The following is a 20,729-nucleotide window of genomic DNA, read 5'->3' on the forward strand; positions in this document are numbered from 1 at the left end:
CTGCTTAATTTTTAGTTACTATTTCTTTAGGATATTCTACCTGTGTTAAATACAATGCATGTCCAGGAACCGAAAAACCTGCATTACCCCTATCCTTGGACTTTATTATTTCATGTAAATCTTCAACATCAATTTTTCCTATCCCAATATTTATTAATGTTCCAACAATAGCCCTAACCATATTACGCAAGAATCTATCTGCCTTTATTTCAAAATGAAGTTCGTCATCTTTAAACGACCATAAAGCTTTCATTATTTCACAATGATACGTCTTTACATCGGTATTACTCTTCGAAAAGCATTGAAAATCTCTATATTGGAATAGAATTTTTGCTGCGTCGTTCATTCTATCAACATCGAGGTTCTGTTTTACATAAAACGTATTATTAAATGTAAAAGCATTCTTTCTTAAGGTTATTCGATATAAATAAGATCGGCTCACTGCATCAAAACGGGCATGGGCTTCTGTATTGACTCCAAAAACATCGTATATAACAATATCCTTGGGCAAAAAGGAGTTTAACTTATAGATTAACTGATCTGCATTGAAACTAACTTCGGTATCAAAATGCGCATACATTTGAAGTGCATGCACGCCCGCATCTGTTCGCCCTGCACCTACAATAGCAATTTCTTCTCTTAACAAAGTAGTCAAGGCTTTTTCAATGACTTCCTGAACCGATATAGATTTGGGCTGATTTTGCCAACCGTGATAGGCTTTGCCATTATACGAAAGTTCAATAAAATACCTCAATCTATTTTAATACTTTTGTGAAGGGACAAAGATAGCTAGTTTTGTCTTTCCTGCTAACCTATAATTCTTAATTATATATTAAAAGATTGCCCTAACAACGCTTTATGACAACGATATTACTTCTCTCCGATACACATGGTTACATAGATGACGCTATTTTAAAATATGTAAAAGATGTAGATGAAGTATGGCATGCTGGCGATATTGGTGATTTAAAGGTAACCGACGCCATAAAGAACCTTAAACCAATAAGAGCTGTTTATGGGAACATTGATGATTCTAAAATACGATTGGAATTTCCCGAACACAACCGTTTTTTATGCGAAGATGTTGATGTATGGATTACCCATATTGGAGGCTATCCAAAGGCCTACAACACAAGGATTAGAGAAACCATAAAAGCCAATCCGCCCAGGCTATTTATATGTGGGCACTCGCACATATTAAAAGTTATGCCAGATGCTTCTCTTAATTTATTGCATATGAATCCCGGTGCTGTGGGAAAACATGGTTTTCATAAAACACGTACCATGCTACGCTTTACTATCGACGGCAGTAAAATAGAAAATTTGGAAGTCATAGAATTCAACAAACGTTAATCCTCCATGGTATTGCCGCATAAAACTAAAAAACCCAAAGCTTAGCCTTGGGTTTTAACGCACTAATACTACTAAGATGTTAGGTTTATCGCAATCGATCTACTGATTTTACAAGATCTTCATCCTTCTTAATGGCCTTGTTGGCTAGTACCAACAACACGATAGAAATAATAGGAAGAAGCATCCCAATACCCTTCTCGGAAACATACGTCTCTCCAGATAAATTTAGAGATTGATACACAAAAAATCCTAGTAAAATAAAGTTTAATATGATGTTAAGGCGTCCCAACATAAATTGAGACTTCCTATTCTTATACATAAAAACAGCAATTAAAGACAAAATAGCCGAACCCAAGAACAAACTTAAGTAAGCAATCTTGTCTACAGCGAAAATAGACACCCCTTCTTTTGTAACCCATAATTGGAATACAAAAATCAAGCCTGCCGACACACCAGCTGCCAACAAAAGATATATGGTTTGTTTACGCTGTAACATATATATTTTTAACTGAAACGCAAAAATAACAGTTTCTTTTCTAAAATTAGCTGTTAAAATTAAAATAAAGTTGTATAATTGCAGTAATAATTCTCAACAACCGCAATAACAGGTTGTTAATTCTTCAGATTAAAATCATTTTTTTTAGAAAACTCAAAAATTTATATTTTAAAATAAATATTCAACTGAACATCAATGTTTGAAATTTCACAATTAAAAGAAAAAAAACTCACTGAACTACAGGAGATTGCAAAAAAATTGAACGTTTCCAAATACCGTTCTTTAAAAAAATTGGATTTAGTATACCAAATATTAGATCAACAAGCGGCTAATCCGAAAGCCGTTACCGAGGCTGTTAATCCAACACAACCAAAAGAAAAAACATCGGAAAAAGTAGAAAAGGCCGTAAAGAAAGAGCCAAGAAAGCCGAGGCAACGCGTACAAAAGCCTGTAAAAAATACGCCAGCCAAGCGTAAAGAAAAACCTGAAGCTGTTGAAAAGAAAACAGAAGAGGTCAAAGTCGCTCCCAAAGCACCCCAACCTCCTCAACAGAAAAAAGAGCAGCAGGCAGATAATGTTAAAAACGCTAAACCTCAGCAAAGTGAAAAGCCTAAAGAAGGGCAACCAAAGCAACATCAAAAACGCGAACATAACCAACCCAAGCATCAAAATAAAAATCAAAAAAACAGTAATACCGATAATGGCAACAAAGATAACAGGAACCGTTATCGAGAACCAGATTACGAATTTGATGCTATTATTGAAAGTGAAGGTGTGTTAGACATAATGCAAGATGGTTATGGCTTTTTAAGATCATCCGACTACAACTATTTGTCATCACCAGACGATATTTATGTGTCTCAGTCACAAATAAGGTTATTCGGACTAAAAACTGGTGATACGGTTTTAGGACATGTTAGACCCCCTAAGGAAGGTGAAAAATATTTTCCGTTAATTAAGGTTAGTAAGATCAATGGCCAGAGCCCAAATGTTGTACGGGATCGTGTGTCTTTTGAGCATTTAACCCCTTTGTTCCCTCAGGAAAAATTTAAGCTTGCAGAGAGACAAAGTACTATTTCTACAAGAATCATGGATTTGTTCTCTCCTATTGGAAAAGGACAACGTGGCATGATTGTATCACAACCAAAAACAGGTAAAACAATGCTACTAAAGGATGTTGCAAATGCAATTGCTGCAAACCATCCAGAAGTTTACCAAATGATCCTATTAATTGATGAACGTCCAGAAGAAGTTACCGATATGCAGCGTAATGTACGTGGCGAAGTAATTGCTTCAACTTTTGACAAAGAAGCTCATGAGCATGTAAAAATCGCTAATATTGTCCTTGAAAAAGCGAAACGCTTGGTAGAATGCGGACATGACGTTGTTATTTTATTAGACTCTATTACACGTTTAGCAAGAGCTTATAATACCGTACAGCCCGCTTCTGGAAAAATATTAAGTGGTGGTGTAGATGCTAATGCACTTCACAAACCTAAACGTTTCTTCGGTGCTGCCCGAAATATTGAAAATGGAGGTTCCTTAACTATCATTGCTACTGCACTTACCGAAACAGGTTCTAAAATGGACGAGGTAATCTTTGAAGAGTTTAAGGGAACAGGAAATATGGAATTACAATTAGATCGAAAAATATCCAATCGTCGAATTTTCCCTGCTATCGATCTCACCTCTTCCAGTACCCGTCGTGACGATTTATTACTTGACGACAACACTATACAGCGTATGTGGGTAATGCGCAAGTATCTAGCCGACATGAACCCTGTGGAGGCTATGGAGTTTATCAACGAACGTTTTAAGCAAACCAGAAACAACGAAGAGTTTTTAATATCTATGAACGGTTAAACAAAACTTTTTTTAATACTTAAAAAAGGCTTACATATCTAAAATGACATGTAAGCCTTTTTATTTTGGGCATATTTAACATCTTGTTTGATTAAAATTGTTAAGGGGCAAGGCTAATTAAATTTAAATATCGATTTGTGTTAACCTAAAAAGAAAAAATTATTCATTCTTGACACCTTTACAACAATCTTTTGTTTTAAAAATTAAACTTTAAAAACAAAAGTCAAATCAAAGTCTCGGTTACCTTTTTAGGTCATTTTAAAACAAGATAACCGAATTATACAAAAGGAGCATTATCAGATTTATATTTCAACATTTAAAGCATTTATGATAGTGCTTCCTCCCAGGCTTTGCTAAAAACCACCTTCATATCCAGCATAATTAAAATTTAAGGCTTTATAGCGCGCAATTAAATTAGGTAAGCGCCTTTTAAAGTCATCCCAGTCACGCAATTCTTGGGGTGTCCAAATAACTTCAGACAAAGCGGTCATTCTCGGCAAGACCATATATTCTAAATAATCTTCGGTCCCGATATACTCCGTCCATACATTGCCTTGTGCCCCTAAAATATAGTTTTGCTCCACTTCTGTTAATTCACTTGGACTTGGGTTATAGGCATAAACATCCTTTACCGTGGTCAACCCTCCTATTGCTAAGGGTTCATTATCTTTATCTTCGTGCTGATAGTGGTCAAAATAACAGGAATGCGAAGGTGTCATAATAACATTATGACGTTGCTTTGCCGCTTCAATACCTCCCTTTTCCCCTCTCCAAGACATCACTGTGGCATTTGGAGCCAACCCGCCTTCCAGGATTTCATCCCATCCAATAATTTTCTTCCCTTTGGAATTTATAAAACGTTCCATTCTTTGGATAAAATAACTTTGTAGCTCGTGTTCGTCTTTTAAACTTAGATTCTTTATTCTATGTTGGCATTTTGGACAACACTTCCAGTTTTCTTTAGGGCATTCGTCCCCTCCTATATGAATATATGTCGATGGAAATAGCGCCATAACCTCAGATAAAACATCTTCTAAGAACGTAAACGTTTCCTCTTTTCCTGCACAATACACATCTTTTATTATGCCCCAGGTTTCATATACCACCTTAGGAGTTCCAGCTTTTTGAAGTGCCTTGCTTTTTTCGGATAGCATGCTGTAGTTTTTATCGGTAGGTTCTTCAGGAAAACAACTTAAATAGGGATAAGCCGCAATAGCTGCTCCACTATGTCCTGGCATTTCAATTTCTGGAATCACCGTAATATGTTTACTTGCCGCATATTCAACAACCTCTTTCACTTCCTCTTGAGTATAATAACCTCCGTATTTTTTTTGATCGTTACCTGTTCCCGGGCTATGGCCTATGATGGTACCGTTCCTCCAGCCCCCAACTTCGGTTAGTTTAGGATATTTTTTTATTTCTATTCGCCACCCCTGATCTTCCGTTAAATGCCAATGGAAAGTGTTCATTTTATGCATGGCGATTAAATCGATATACTTTTTAATATAGGTCACTGGAAAAAAATGACGTGCCACATCCAAATGCATTCCTCTATAATTGTATCTAGGGCTATCTTCAATATGAATTGCAGGTATAGTAAGCTCTCCTTCTAAAACACCTTTCTTTTCTATTACTGTAGGCATTAACTGTTTTAAGGTTTGGATACCATAAAAAATTCCAGTAGGCGATTTTCCGGATATCACAACCTTATCATACTCCACAAACAATTCATAACCTTCATTATTAGAAACTTTATCATCTAATTTTAAAATTATATTGCCTTTATTTCTTTTTGAATATATTGGTACTTCCTTTCCAATAGCCAAACCTAAAATTTCAGATAAATACCCTGCCTCATTTTTTAAGGTCTCATCACAATTAATTTCTGTTTTTTCATCAACTAAAAATTTTCCTTTTAAAATTTCTAGAGATTTTGGTTTAGGTATTATCTGGTAATCACTTTCTAAATTAATAACTTCAGCATATTTATTAGTGCATGAAAATATTAAAAGACATAATAATAGGAGTGCCAATAATTGATTCTTCATTTTTATTTTTTTTTAATAGCAAATAGTTTAAAAGCATCCAAGAACATTGCTACTTGGATGCTTTCCATAATTAACAATAACACTTATTAGTACCCTGGATTTTGGTTTAAACTAGGGTTTTTATCTATTTCACTTTGTGGAATAGGTAATTTAAAATTACTCTCTGGAAAAGTTTGCGTTCTACCCTTAACTTCAAAAACACTATAAGTTAAATATTGAGGATCAAATAACTGCGGTTCATCTGCTTTAGAAGGTGCTCCTGCAGTTCGTTCAATTTTAATTCCATGAGGCACAAAACCATCTAAAACATCTTTTGCTATTCCCCAACGAAGTAAGTCCCAGTATCTATGATTCTCAAAAACAAGTTCAATTTTTCGTTCATGACGAATACGATCCCTCATTTGCTCTTTTGTTAAACCCGATGGAATATTTGGCATTCCGGCTCTTTGACGAATTTGATTTAAAGCATTATATACTTTAGCTATAGGCCCTTCGGCTTCGTTGGCTGCCTCTGCATAAATTAACAATACTTCTGCATAGCGAATTTCCTGCCAACTGCTCACACTTCTACCGCTTTGAGGACTAAAACCATCTTTCGGGTTGGCAAATTTTTTCACTAAATAACCTGTTATCGAGGCTGCACCATGAAACTTACCAGGATCTCCAGGTCCCTCATTACCATTATTCCATTCCATATCTATAAAAGGCTCACCTTTTGAAGGAGCTATTTCCGAAAACTCACTCCCATGATAAAATATTGAAGCATAGAATCTAGGATCTCTATTCGCATAAGGATTGGAAGCATCATAACCTGAACCTAAATCTGTGATATAAAGACCATTATCCATCTCGTAATCGTCTACCAGTTCCTGTGTCGGGTCTGTTTGGCCTCCCCAATCACTTCTCCATCTTACAGGGAAGTTGTACAATCCAAAAGATTGTCCTACTAATGGTGGCAACGTTTGTTTTTCAAAAATGGTTTCAACATTATTACCTTCTGAAAGGAACAAGTCTCTATAATTATCATAAAGCACCAAACCATTATTGTCTGATCCCGTAATTAACTGGTCTGCAAGAGAAGCCGCTTCGGACCATTTTTCGGCATATAATGCAGTTCTAGCAGCTAATGCTATAGCTGCTTGTTTACTTATTTTTGAAGACCCAACGTCGGATAAATTTGGTAAAGATGAAGTAATCTCTTTTAATTCACTTATAACAAAATCATAAATTTCGCTACGGGATGTTTGGGAAACAGACAAATCATCTTCAATGGTCTGCACCTTTGCTATTAGAGGAATATCTCCATAACGTCTGGTTAGATCAAAATAAGAGAATGCCCTTATATAACGGGCCTGTGCAACAGCATTGGCCTTAAATGCATCACCTAAAGGAGAGGCCTCCATGCCTTCTATAATTTCATTGGTTTGCCGGATTGTTCTATAAGCGGAATCCCAAAGGCCAAGCCCCCCTGAGTTTGTAGGCGTTATTCCTCCCTTAATGACTACCGTATTGTTTTGAACCCAGCCACTTTTGGCCCGTGCTTCATCTGTAATGGATGCTAACATACAAGGAAATTGTCCATAACCAGCAGATCCATGAATTCCAAAAGGAAGTCTCCCCATGGTGTTATTAATATATGCTTGGGCTAAAGCCTCATCATTATAAACATCCGATGAACTAATTTGATCCAAGGGTGTTCTATCCAAGAAATCTTTGTCACATGCTGTTAATCCTAGAATGATAAACAGTGAATAAATTATTTTTTTCATATCTACTTTTTTTGATTGTTAAAATCCAATATTAACCCCTAGTGTCAAGGTTTTGGTCTGCGGATAAAAAGGGTTTGATCCAGAAGGTCCTTCAGGATCTCTCCAGCCAAGATTAGAAATTGTTAAAATATTGGTAGCCGATCCATAAATTCTTAAGCTACTAATACCTAATTGTTCTAGTGTTTTTTTAGCCTGATCGAAATTATAACCAATTTCCAAGTTTCTAAGCCTGCAGTAAGTGACTTCTTTTACCCAGAAATCTGAAGTTTGACTGTTATTCGTAGAGGCATCTCCCGAACTCAATCTAGGGTATTTGGCATCTTCGTTTCCTGGACGCCAAGAGTCTATGTACTCCCTTATGGAATTACCATCCCTTTCGAAAGGAATTGAGAAAAGATATCTTGAAAAATTGCTTGCTCCTTGAAAGTTAGCCGTTAGATCAAAGCCTTTGTAATCTAAAGCAATGTTTAATCCAAACAATAAATTAGGATTCCCACTGGAACCTATAATAGCACGATCATCTGAATTTATCTGGCCATCGGGTTGTCCAGTTAAATTACCGTTGGCATCGCGTCCATTTATATCCTTGTATTTAATATCTCCAGGGGCTAAGCTATTGTGGATTGCCTGCGAGAACTGTGTAGGGGCATTGTTTATTTCTTCCTGGGTTTGAAACAACCCATCTGAAAGATAACCAGTCCTTAAGCCAAGTTCCCTTCCAGTTTGTGCAATTGACGGCAACACACCATCGGCCTCAGCAAGCTGTATAGCTTCATTTTTAAACCAACTGGTATTGGCATCAACAGATACATGGAAATCTCCAAAGTTTTGGTTGTATTTTACCATCGCTTCCCCCCCCCAACTATCAACTATACCATAATTTACGTCTGGTAAACTAGCGCCAAATGTTCCTGGTACAATTTCATTGTTAGGTCTTAAAATATCTTCCGTTCTTTTATTAAAATAATCGAACTCAAAACCTAGTCTGCCATCCAAGACATCAAATTCAAGGCCTAAATCCAGGGTTGTTGCCGTTTCCCAAGTTATATTTGGGTTTGCAATTCCAGAACTACCAATCCCTTGTTGAAATGCATTGTCTGCAACATAACCTCCATTAAATCCAAATAGCGAGAGGAATTGGTAAGCAGGAACCCTATCGTTACCAACTTGTCCCCATGACCCCCTAAGCTTAATATTGTCAATAACGTGAACATTTTCCATGAATTTCTCTTCAGATAATCGCCATCCTACAGAAAATGCAGGAAACACCCCGGTTCGACTTTCAGTTGGAAAATTAAAGGATTGATCTACACGTAAGTTGGCCTGAAACAGGTAGCGACTATCATAGTTATATTCCACACGTCCAATATAACCTCTTCTAGCGGTTTCTATTGTTACACCATCATTAGACCATAGATCCGTTCCTCCAGCGAATAGTTCTGGAATTGATGCAGAAATAAAGTTATCCCTAAAAGCATCCAAAGAATTCTCTGTTGATTCTATTTGTTCAAAAAGTGCTAGAGCCCCTATTTTATGTTTCCCAAATGTATGATCGTACCTTAAGCTAAGCTGTAGTGTTTGCTGATCATTTAATTCTCTGGATTCTGACAAACTTATTGAAGAAAACCCTCCAGATATTTCATCATAACCTCCCGTAGCGCCATTATATTCATACTGCGTAAAAGGTTTTTTGAATATTTTATTTTTATTGAATGTCAAGTCGTATGAAAATAATGCTGAAGCTACTAGCCCCTCTATACCTGGAACTTTATATTTTAAGCTTATATTACTTTGAATAATATTAGAGCGGGTTGTATTGGTACCGCTTCTTTCGGCATGTCCCAATGGACTACCTCCCAGACCATTGGTTGCTATAGCCCCTGGACCTACTTCGTTATCCAATAATGGGTTAAGGTAAGGTTTTCCTATGAGAGCTCCTTGATAAATGGAATTAAGCCCTGCTGGAGAGTCTGAACGGTTCTGTATTCTTCCTGATAGATCCAATCTCAAATCCAAACGATCGGATAACTTAACATCTATGTTGGATCTTAAATTATGTTGCTTGTAAGAGGCTGTTGAATAAAACCCTTCTTGATTTAAAAGCCCATAGGATAAAAAATAACGAGTATTATCACTTCCGCCACTGGCTGAAATACTATGTCTGGAAAGCGGTGCCGAATTCCCCAAAGCCGATTTTAACCAGTCATAGCTTGCCAGCTCCCCACTTTCATATTGTGCCACTTCAGCATCGGTAAAGATTGGGTTTTGTCCATAATTGAGCTTTGCTTCGTTAATATAACGCGCATACTCACCAGCATTCATTAGTTCTATTTGACGGGTTTGTGATTGAAATCCAAAAGAACTTTCTAAATTGAACGAAGGCTTATTAGAGTTTCCTCGCTTTGTAGTAACTAAAAGTACTCCGTTTGCTGCCCTTGCTCCATATACTGCTGTTGAGGCGGCATCTTTTAATACGGTAATACTTTCAATTTCTTTGGGATCCAATCTGGAAAATGATCGAACAATTCCATCTACTATAACCAATGGTGCATTATTTCCTGTTGTACTGGTTCCTCGAATGGCAAAGTTAATATCTTCATTACCGGGATTTCCCGTAGCAGTATTAACAAAAACACCTGTAACTTTTCCCGATAAGTTAGAGGCTAAATTTGTTGTAGGAGCTTTAACCAGTTTTGCTCCTTTTACAGCTGAAGTCGCACCCGTTAAGTCTTTTTTAACTTGTGTTCCATACCCCACTACTACAACTTCATCCAATTTTGCAGCATCTTCCTCTAATACCACTGAAAATTGGGTTTGCCCATTTATCAATATTTCCTGTGCTTTAAAACCTACATAGGAAACTACTAAAACAGCATTGTTACTTGAAACATTTAGAGTAAAATTACCATCAAAATCGGTCTGCGCCCCATTGGTAGTCCCCTTTTCTAAAACATTGGCTCCTGGTAAGGGTTGGTTGTTTTGATCTGTCACAACACCTTTAATCTCAATTTGTTGAGCAGACTTTAAGCTATTGATTTTATCTCCTGTATTATTATTTATAGATGTTTTTGCCTGAATATTAAAGAGTATGGCAAAAATAAAAAACATTGTAAACTTAGCTTTTAAACTAGGCTTAAAACGTTCAAGAGTATCCCTCTTTATTCTTTGTTGTTCTTTCATGTTCATTAAATGTTTTGTTAGTTATTTTTTTAATCTCCTGCTAAAACATAAGTGTTTTTCCTTTTTTGAATTTCTTGACAAGAGCTAGTTGATTTAATTTTTGGTCTTTCTATTTCATAAAGTGAGCTTAATTGGTTATTAATTATTTTATTTATTGATTTAAAAATTCATCTTCCTATAGATAAGAGCCCTTATATTTATCGTCCTCCCAATGACATATCAAAGACCTTTAAGGTTAATATTTGTTATATCTATTTTTATATCTTACCAAAGCCTCCAGATAGTAATAATCGGCATAACTAAGAGGTACATCTATTTCTTGGGCATGGGGAATACTGCCTACCGAATGCATTAAAATAAAATTTTGATTGTCTCCTATTTTAGCAGTGTAATGATCTGAAGCTAGTGATTTAAAAAGCTTATTAATCACAGGCAAATAGGATTGCGATGTATACCCATCAAGTTCAATTAATGCTGATAAGGTGATGGCTGCTGCCGAAGCATCTCTTGGTTCGTTGGGAACTTTATCTGCATCGTAATCCCAATAGGGAATTCCATCTTTCGGGATGCCTTTATTCTCAATGATATAACGGACAATTTTCTTAGCTTGCTCCAAATAGGTCTTGTCTTTTGTAAACCTATAACAGACCGTATAGCCATAAAGTCCCCAAGCCTGACCTCTTGCCCAAGAGCTTCCATCGGCAAAGCCTTGGGCGGTTTGTTTACTTCTTACACCACCGGTCTTTGGATCGTAATCAACAACATGATATGAACTATGGTCTTCTCTAAAATGATTGACCACTGTTGTATTAGCATGAGTGATTGCTATGTTTCTGTATTTATCATTTCCTGTTAATTCACTTGCCTTAAACAAAAGCTCTAGATTCATCATATTATCAATAATAACCGGGAACTTCCAATTTCTTTTGGATTGCCACCCATTGTTGACATCCCAGCTCTTTAAGCAGCCTACAGAGGAATTAAAACGTGTTGATAACGAATTTGCCGCTTCTATTAGGACCTGCTTATACACCGTATCTTTGGTAAGCCTATATGCATTTCCAAATGAACAGTTAAACACAAAACCTAAGTCATGGTTAGTTGTTATGTATTTATGAAGCTCAAATAAATTCTGAAATTTTTTAGCAGCATTTTTCCATTCCTCATTATTTGTAGCCTCATACATATACCAACAACTTCCAGGAAAAAAACCTTCGGTCCAATCAAAATCTGAATTAGCCCAATGCATACTTCCCGATTGGGTAACCGTTCTTGGAATTTTGTTTTCCCTTTTGGCTTGTGATTTTTGTAAAGCCAATTGTTTTTCTGCTTTTTGCAATATTGAAGCAACATCTATAATTTCACCTTGAGCACTTTTTTCTTTAGGTGCATTTTTTGATGTTAAACCATTGGCTAAAACAATTAATACAGGTATTAGGATAATATACTTTACATACTTCATCAGCGTCAATAATAAAAGATTTCAAAAATTTATTTATGACGCAATATCGCTACGATCTATACTTTTTAAGGTTAATTTAAGGTTTTAATAAGGGGGGATATTCTTCTATATCATCCTATAATAGATTGGATTTCAAGGCCTCGATCAATTAATCGAAATATGAGGCTCTTTTATGGACTCTATAATATGGATTATTTGTTTAAAGGATTTGCTTTTCTGTATTGCGTAGGGGTTTGGTTAAATACCTGTTTAAAACATTTTCTAAAATATTTTAAATCATTAAACCCTATTTGATAGGCTACATCGGCCACACTCATATCGGTCTTGGAAAGTAGTTGACCGGCTTTTTTAAATTTAACGGCTCTTATAAATTCTGAAATGGTTTGTCCTGTAAGTGCTTTTAGTTTTTTATAAAGCACTGATTGGCTCATATGCATTTTTTTTGCAAAGGTAACTGCCATAAATTCTGGATCGGAAAAATTTTCTTCAACAATATCCATTGCTTTTTTCAAAAACACCTCGTCTGTTGAGACTAAATTAAGTTCTTTAGGTTCGAGGATAAAATCTTTCTTGAACTTTTCGATAAGTTTTAACCTAGATTTCAATAGGTTCTCAACCTGTAATTTTAACAAATCTGGATCAAACGGTTTTGAAATATACGCATCGGCTCCTGTTTCAAAGCCTGTTTTTTGAACTTTGGTAGAGGTTCTGGCAGTTAGGAGAATTACAGGAATATGACTTGTTAATATATCGGTCTTAATGGCATTACAAAAGGCAATCCCATCCATTTTTGGCATCATTACATCACTAATAATAATATCTACAGGGTGTAACTGAGCCTCCTTTATTCCCTTTTTACCATTTTTTGCTTCAAACACATTAAAATCATTGGTAAAAATGCTCCGTACAAGGTTCCTAACCTCTTCATTATCCTCGACTATTAAAATAGAAGGTAAATTATTTTTATATACATCATCTTTTACATCTACTTCTATTCTATCCTCTTTAGAAGCCATGATAGATGGTTCGTAATAATCCAATGTTTCTTCGCTTAAAGAGGTGTCATTGTCCATTACCATTTCTTCTGGTTTGATATGGTCATGTCCCAATGGCAAAAGAACGGTAAAACAAGTCCCTTTTCCTATTTCACTGTCCACATTAATGGTTCCATGGTGCAAATCTATAATATCCTTGGCAACAGTTAGGCCCACCCCTGTTCCCGATCGTAATTCATTATGTTGCCCCAATTGAAAATACCTATCAAAAACAAAAGGGATGTCTTCTTTTAGAATCCCCTTACCACTGTCTTTAATTTCCAGCTTAGCTATACCCTTCTCGCTATCCTGTTTCAAATGAATGGATATACTACCACTAACTGGGGTAAACTTAAAGGCATTAGACAAGATATTAAGTACTGCTTTTTTAATTTCTATCTTATCAAACCAAACTTCTACTATTGATGTGAAGCATGTAAACTTATAATGGATGTCCTTTTCAATAGCCAACTCGTTAAACGACAGTTTAATGTCTTCGATAAAAGGCACCATGTTGTTTTTTGAAAAGTGCATTTTTAATTTACCACTTTCGGCTTTCCTAAAATCCAATAATTGGTTAATTAATTGCAATAAAATGGTCGCATTTCTGTAAATACCCTCTAATTGAGACTGGAAGTATTGGTTTTCTTTGGTATTGCCAATTAATCGTTTTAAAGGACCAATAATTAAAGTGAGTGGTGTTCTAAAATCATGGGATATATTAGTAAATAGCTGTAGTTTAAGTTTGTTTAATTCTTCCATTTTGGCCTTTTCCAACCTCGCTTCCTTAAGGGCATTACGCTCTGCTAGTCTAACAAGCATAATTTTTCTAATAACCCAAATGAGTAACACAGTCAATATTGCATACAGCAAATAGGCCTGCCAGGTCTTCCATAGCGGAGGCCTAATCGTTAATTTTAGTGTTGCTGGTCTGTCATTCCAAAGCCCATAGCTATTGGCTGCCTTTACTTTAAATTCATAATGGCCATGTTCTAAATTGGTATAGGTAGCCGTTGATGTATTCCCCACCTCATTCCATTGCTCATCAAAGCCTTCCAACTTGTAAGCGTATTGGATTTTATCGGGTTTTGAAAAGCTCAAGGCCACAAAGTCGAAACTAATGTCATTCTGTTTGTATGTTAATGTTATTGATCGTATAGAATCTGCTACATTAAGGTATGGTTCATTGCTTATATTAATGGAACGAATTACTAAGGGAGGGACAAACGAATCTTCGATGGTTTCATTTGGGTTAAAAATGGTAAATCCATTAGTTCCCCCAAAAACGAGTTCCCCTTTTTTGGTCTTGTAAGATGCTCCATAGTTAAATTCCTTTCCCTGTAGACCATCCGATTCATTGAAGTTCTTTATTTGATAGGACTTTAGGTTGATTCTACTAAGGCCATTATTGGTACTCACCCATATAGAGTTGTTATCATCGGACTGAATGGCATAAATCACTTCATCTGGGAGCCCTAGGCCCAACCCAAACCGCAAACTTTCATGGGTGTTTAGGTCATATCGATATAATCCGTCTCCTTCTGTGCCAATCCATAGGATACTAGGCGATTCCTGATAAACACTAATAACGGTTTTAGCAATGTACGCTTGACCTGAAGTTTTCTGGAATACCACAGGTTCTATTCGCTTGGAGTTGATATCAAATTTAAAAAGACCATTATCGCTGCCTACCCAGAGCTTATCATTTAAATGGGTCTTTGATATGGTATGTACGAACTCCCCTATTAGGGTATCGGGATCCTTAATTCGATTAAAAACGAGACTCTTTTTTTGATATACATTTAAGCCTTTACTGTTTGTTCCCACCCAAATATTGTGTTCAAAATCTTCTGCCAAACAGGTTATTTTATTATCGCTTAAACTTGTTGTGTCCCAGGGCATGGATTTAAATCTTTTAAATTGTAATTGAGAACCATTAAAAGTTATCCGATTTAGCCCATCACCATGGGTACCTACCCAAAAATAACCATCGCTGTCCTTAAGTATGGTTTTAATATTATTACCGCTTAAGCTGTTAGTGTTTTTTGGATTGTACTGGTAATAAGAAAAGGTGCCAGTTCCCTGATTATAAACATTCACCCCTCCCCCTTCCGTACCAATCCAAAGATCATTTTTTGGCCCTTCAATAATAGAACTTACAACATTATTATTTAGTGATAATTGGTAAGTGCCCTCAGAATATGACAAAAATGCATTGGTATGTTTGTCTAAATAATTTACCCCACCAGCCCATGTGCCCACCCATAAATCTCCTTTGGTATCTTCGAAAATCTTATAAATGGAATTTTGGCTTAAACTATTCTGCTTTTTTTTATCATGGATGTAGTGGCTAACCGTTTTCGTTTGTCTGTTCATACAATATAGGCCATTGTAGGTCCCTATCCATAGATTTTTATCCCGATCTTCGTAAATGTCACGCACTGCACTGGAAATGGCCCTGTCTGATTTAGGCCCTAATGTAAAATCTTTAAAAGCCTGTTCTTTTCTATCAAAAAGAGCTAAGCCATATTCATAACCAAGCCAAATATCATCATTAGAATCAACATACAAGGTCGTTGTATTACTTTTTGTAATGTGTGGCGAAGCATTTTTTGGGTACGAAAAATGTATAAACGAATTGATCTCCGGTTCGTATCTGTCAATACTTTCTGAGGTGCAAATCCATAATTCCGAATCTTTGGTGAGCACTAGGGAATTGGTTTGATTTGAACTAATACTAGACGGGGTATTTGCATTGTGTTTGAATTTTAATATGCGATTTGTTTTCGTATCAAAACGGTGCAAACCATTACTGGTTGCAATCCATAGAAAAGCCCCTTCCCCCTCTTTTATATCTATAATTTCTATATCGTATGGTATGGTTTCATCCTTATCCAAAAAAACCCTTTCAAAACTATCGCTAGCCGGAAGGTATTTATTGAGTCCACTTTTTGTCCCTACCCAAATACATTGTTCACGATCTTCAATTATTGAAAAAATCCTATTATTGCTCAGGCTATTGGGATTTGTAGAACTATGGTAGTAATTTTTAAATGCTTTCCCGTCAAATTTATTCAAGCCATATCTAGTTCCAAACCATAAATACCCTTGGTGGTCCTGCAATATGGAAACAACCGATCGTTGGGAAAGTCCGTCTTGTGTTGAAAAGTGCTTAAAATTTAATTTATCTTGCTCCTGACCATAACAATGGCAAATGCAAAAAAATGTTAATACTATTATAAAGACAGATCTCATAAATCAATTATATAGGATAAAATAGTCATTTTTTTTAAACAATTAACTCAGCGAAGCAAAAAAAGTCTTGTTATCGGCCATTTTCAAAAGGTCAACACTCTTAACGTGCTAAGTAAAGATCTTCTTTCTCGAATTAAAAAATCCTCTTCCCATCATTTATAATAAAAGTGTTTAATTCCAGATTTCTTCTAATGCTAAAATAAAAGAGCAGGCTTATAAAAATACGCCTACTCTTTTATTTTAGCATCATCAACTTTCCAATTGAGATTATCGGTTTTCCATTAATGAGAGATAATAAAGAAAACGGATGGTTTGACTAAACTAATTTCATCCTTATGCTTTAACTTTCAATAAAATTTTCCGAATTCTGGTAGCGAATAAAACATTAACTATTTTTTTATAACTGTGTATTGAGATATTTGATTTCCATTTTGAATCACTATAAAATACGTTCCCATAATCAGATCTCCTACGTACATCTTTTGAGGCACAGTGGTAAAAGCAACTTCATTTATTCTATTCCCATAAAAATTATACAAACTTATCTTTGCATTTGCCACTAATTCAGATGCACTAACATATAAATAATCCTGAAGCGGATTAGGATAAACAACAGCTGAAGCTACTTCAGAATCATTTGTCTCGTCACTTAAACAGCTTCCCAAACGATCACCATGATCCAAATGTGACTGAACCGCAGATGAAGCCACACATATAATTTTCCCATTATGACAAAGCTGTACCTTGTCCGTACTATTCCCACAAGAAACATCCAAAACGCTAATGTTTATAGAAGCTGAGGCCTGACATCCCCCTCCATAAGTTACCGTCACTGTATAAGTTCCCGCTTCTGAAACCTCAATAGATGTTGTTTGGTCTCCTGTATTCCAGCTATACGAAAAATTCTGATTATCTAAAACTAAAGCTGTAAGTGTTAACGATGAGGGTCCATAACCGATATAAAGTGTATTTTTTAAATCTACACTTGGATCCATTGCATAAACATTAGGAATAATCAATTGTACCTCAGGACATTCAACAATTATATGAACCACTTCTGAAATTGTAGACGCACCATCATTATCTGTAGCTTTTGCTGTTATAGTATAATTCCCTGCTTGAACATTCTCCCATTCCAAACTATACGGAGCTGTTAAATCCTCTCCTATTTTGGTGTTTCCATTAAAAAATTCAACCTTGGTAACAGTACCGTCAGCATCTGAAGCCTCTGCGATAATAGTAATCTTTGCTGGGGCGTAAAAACTTTCATTATCAGAAGGCAAACTGATCAATACGCTAGGTGCTACAGGCTGAGGATTAATGACTGCATTTGACCCCAAAGAAACCTGCCCATCAGCATTTTTTGCATATACGGTATAATTTCCAGATTCCAAATTTTCAAAAAATCCAGTAGTATTATCAAATGTAACCCCATTTAAACTAAAACTCAAATTCTCAATTGCACTAATAACCTGAATACTTCCTGTAGCTTCAGTATGAGTTGGCTGCACAACTTCTAAGGTCGGTGCATCAACATTTGCACTGGCAAACTTCAAAATTAATTTTGGCTTATTTCCTCCAGATTCTCTAGAACCATAATTTATGTAGGTATTTGAATTTGAACTAAGCTGTATGGAAAGATATCCATCTCCTAAACGCTCACTCTCTGCTTGCACTGTAACATCCCAACTTATGGCTGTTCCCGTTTTTTGAACTGTTTGACTATCAAGAAGTGTACTTGCCGAAGGTTTGTTGTTCCAAGTAATACTGGTTTCGGACCAATTGTCATTTGAAACAAATTTAACGTCGTGTATTACACCATTATCAGGATCCGTTCCTAATTTTGGCACTAATTGTAATTTAGCACTAATTATTTTCCTATCAATGGAAGAAAGATCAAATTTTAAATAGGTTTGTCTGGCATAGCCTTCCACATCATTTTTAACTTCCAAATTAGTATTGTTATATGTATTGTTTGCATGGCTACCTGAACGAACATAAGCATCTTCCATTGCTCCTATCTCATCATCGGCTAGATCTACTATTAAAGTGGGTCTAGAAGCCTTATCTCCATATTCTTTTGAATAAAAATTTCCATATACCCCTAAACTAACTCCCGTTAATTCTAGAGACAGGATACCATCCCCATTAATTTCACTTTGTACTTGATTGGTAATATCCCATTCAATTGGGCCTGAACCTCCAGGCTGCGTATCCAATAATGTTGTGGCATTAGGCTTATTATTCCAATTAATAGTAGATTCGTCCCACGTATCATCACTAACGTACTTTACATTGTAGTCCGTATTGCCATAGGTATTTGGTGTTAATCTCAACTTAGCACTGGATACGTTTTGTAATCCCGATAAATCAAAAGATAAAAAAACCCTTCTTTCATAGCTCCCCCCATCATGTTTTACTTCAAGATTGTTAGACCCTCCATAATTTGTATCCCCATATGTACCACTTCTAACATGTGCATCTCCTCGAGGTTGATATTCTAATGTATTGGTTGCATACCAATCATCTATTAGGATATTCCATTCATCCAATACTGTATCTACCCAAGCTGGCTTAGCTCCTAACCTATACTCCAACTGCGCTTCATATAGAGATTCTATATTTACTTTAGTTCCATTACTTTCTTCATACTTTACATGAGCCTGATTAAAGGTTGTCGAGGCATTACCATGGTATCCTACAATTATGGGATTAACAATAGCTAGTCCACAATAATTGCTTCCACAGTCATTCCATAAGTTAACGGTTGTTGACGAAGTCCCCGTTCTTTTCACATTCCACATAGTTAATCCAGTAAGATGATTGGGAAGATTTACATAACTACCTCCCGCACCACTAACCCAGGCCATAGTATATAAATCTATAAGATTTGTTCTTGGCATACTACCGTGTAAATCCATCCCATATTTTTTAGGAGCTTCAATTCTCCAAACTACCGACCCACAGGTTTTACCAGACATATCTGCACCATGCCACTGGCCAGGGGAGGTATTGTCCCAAATTAATCCTTGCAGTATTCTAGTTGACCCTCCATCTACTATAGACAGTGCATGGCCTCCATTTCCATCAACTAAATTATTTAAAAGAGAAGAAGCATACGATGACGCCGTAATCTTAACTGAATTACTAACATTGGTAAATCGACTTCGTCTTACCCAAGAATGGGCAACGCTACTCATTTTTACAGCTTTCCAGCCATAATCATGGATATAATCTTTATGATGCACAAAGGCATCCGTAAAATTTGCTTTAAAATGAATATCCTCAAAACCACAATGTTCAAGTAAAGTAAATGTTTGTGCTTTCCAATTGTTGGATGCGTTGATATTATCTATTACAGGGTCTTTGAAATATACCTTTTTATTGGTAATATCAATAGATTCTATTTCATGTATTTCCTGTAAGGCGACACCATTATTGATAATACTTGTCCAAACACTTCTGGGGGTTTTACCATCTAAATATGTGGTATTGGCATCTGTGTTCGCATTCATTACCAATCTGCAATATTTTTGATTTAGGAACAGGTCGGGATTGTCTACATAAACAAAATTATCTCCGCGCTGCGAATTATTTGTAATTTCTGTACTTTCTATTGTTGGTGTATTTATAGGCTTGAACACAAACATAGGCGAGTTATTCCAAGTCGACACACCAGAAGGTAAGCGCATGTAATTTTTCATATTGATGATGGTTCCTCCCGGAATAGAACCACTACCTTTCAGGATAACATTTGACGAATTAATTGTAATCGGAGAAGTATCGTTGGGGTCTGTATTGACCAAATATTCCCCTGAAGGGAAATACACAATACCACTTCCATTTGCTTCGGCCGCATCAATAGCTGCCTGAATGGCAACTTGATCTGAATTTTCATCATCAGGAATGGCTCCATAAACAGGATCTGTCACATCAAATACTTGATAATTAAATCCCGCTGGAATAGCTTGTTCTCCTCTCAGATAACCAGCGTAAGAGTAATCTGGAAGTACGGGGATATTAGGGTCTGCTATTTCACCTGTATATCTTTTCCATATTTCAGGCGCTTGCGCGTAAATTTTATAAATACTAATGTTTACGACTATAATCAAGATAATTATAAAAATACTCTTTTGGGTAAAATGGGTAAAAGTTGCTTTCACAAATTGAGAGTTTAGCTATTAATATTCAAGAGGAACCAAAGTAACGAACGAATCTAAAAAAAAAGGGGTAAAATTAATTTTCAGATAGGGGTGATATCATTTTTTT

Annotated in this window: 10 protein-coding genes; 2 read left to right on the plus strand and 8 right to left on the minus strand. The window is 36.0% G+C overall.

Translation table 11 applies throughout. From position 1 onward, the window contains the following. Positions 1 to 4: 4 nt before the first annotated feature. Complete coding sequence (gene truA / locus ABD792_RS10680; protein WP_345005992.1) at positions 5 to 754, minus strand: tRNA pseudouridine(38-40) synthase TruA; 750 nt, start codon at positions 752 to 754, stop codon at positions 5 to 7. A 104-nt stretch (positions 755 to 858) separates the two neighbouring features. On the opposite strand from truA, the gene ABD792_RS10685 reads away from it, so the two are divergent. Then, a complete protein-coding gene (locus ABD792_RS10685) occupies positions 859 to 1,353 on the plus strand; it encodes a metallophosphoesterase family protein (RefSeq protein WP_345005993.1) in 495 nt (164 codons plus the stop codon). 85 nt (positions 1,354 to 1,438) lie between these two features. Here ABD792_RS10685 and ABD792_RS10690 read toward each other — a convergent pair whose 3' ends face one another. Further along, a complete protein-coding gene (locus ABD792_RS10690) occupies positions 1,439 to 1,849 on the minus strand; it encodes a DUF4293 domain-containing protein (RefSeq protein ID WP_345005994.1) in 411 nt (136 codons plus the stop codon). Positions 1,850 to 2,044: 195 nt separating this feature from the next. Here ABD792_RS10690 and rho point away from each other — a divergent pair, with 195 nt between their 5' ends. Beyond that, positions 2,045 to 3,712 carry a transcription termination factor Rho gene (gene rho, locus ABD792_RS10695; RefSeq protein ID WP_345005995.1) on the plus strand — a complete coding sequence of 556 codons (1,668 nt, stop codon included), beginning with the start codon at positions 2,045 to 2,047 and terminating at the stop codon, positions 3,710 to 3,712. Positions 3,713 to 4,065: 353 nt separating this feature from the next. Here rho and ABD792_RS10700 read toward each other — a convergent pair whose 3' ends face one another. The 6 genes from ABD792_RS10700 to ABD792_RS10725 form a co-directional block, all read right to left on the minus strand. Continuing rightward, on the minus strand, positions 4,066 to 5,760 hold the full coding sequence (locus ABD792_RS10700; protein ID WP_345005996.1) for a beta-N-acetylhexosaminidase: 1,695 nt from the start codon (positions 5,758 to 5,760) through the stop codon (positions 4,066 to 4,068). A gap of 86 nt (positions 5,761 to 5,846) precedes the next feature. Beyond that, entirely contained in the window at positions 5,847 to 7,529 is a 1,683-nt protein-coding gene (locus tag ABD792_RS10705; protein WP_345005997.1) for a RagB/SusD family nutrient uptake outer membrane protein, read from the minus strand. Positions 7,530 to 7,547: 18 nt separating this feature from the next. Beyond that, on the minus strand, positions 7,548 to 10,709 hold the full coding sequence (locus tag ABD792_RS10710; RefSeq protein WP_345005998.1) for a SusC/RagA family TonB-linked outer membrane protein: 3,162 nt from the start codon (positions 10,707 to 10,709) through the stop codon (positions 7,548 to 7,550). Between the two features lie 235 nt (positions 10,710 to 10,944). Then, positions 10,945 to 12,171, minus strand: a complete 1,227-nt coding sequence (locus tag ABD792_RS10715; protein WP_345005999.1) for a glycoside hydrolase family 88 protein — start codon at positions 12,169 to 12,171, stop codon at positions 10,945 to 10,947. A 191-nt stretch (positions 12,172 to 12,362) separates the two neighbouring features. Continuing rightward, positions 12,363 to 16,460: a two-component regulator propeller domain-containing protein gene (locus tag ABD792_RS10720; protein ID WP_345006000.1), complete on the minus strand. Its 4,098-nt coding sequence runs from the start codon at positions 16,458 to 16,460 to the stop codon at positions 12,363 to 12,365. 389 nt (positions 16,461 to 16,849) lie between these two features. Continuing rightward, entirely contained in the window at positions 16,850 to 20,623 is a 3,774-nt protein-coding gene (locus ABD792_RS10725) for a CBM96 family carbohydrate-binding protein (protein WP_345006002.1), read from the minus strand. Positions 20,624 to 20,729 lie beyond the last annotated feature (106 nt).

This window comes from Snuella lapsa (genome assembly GCF_039539345.1).
Classification (GTDB): domain Bacteria; phylum Bacteroidota; class Bacteroidia; order Flavobacteriales; family Flavobacteriaceae; genus Snuella; species Snuella lapsa.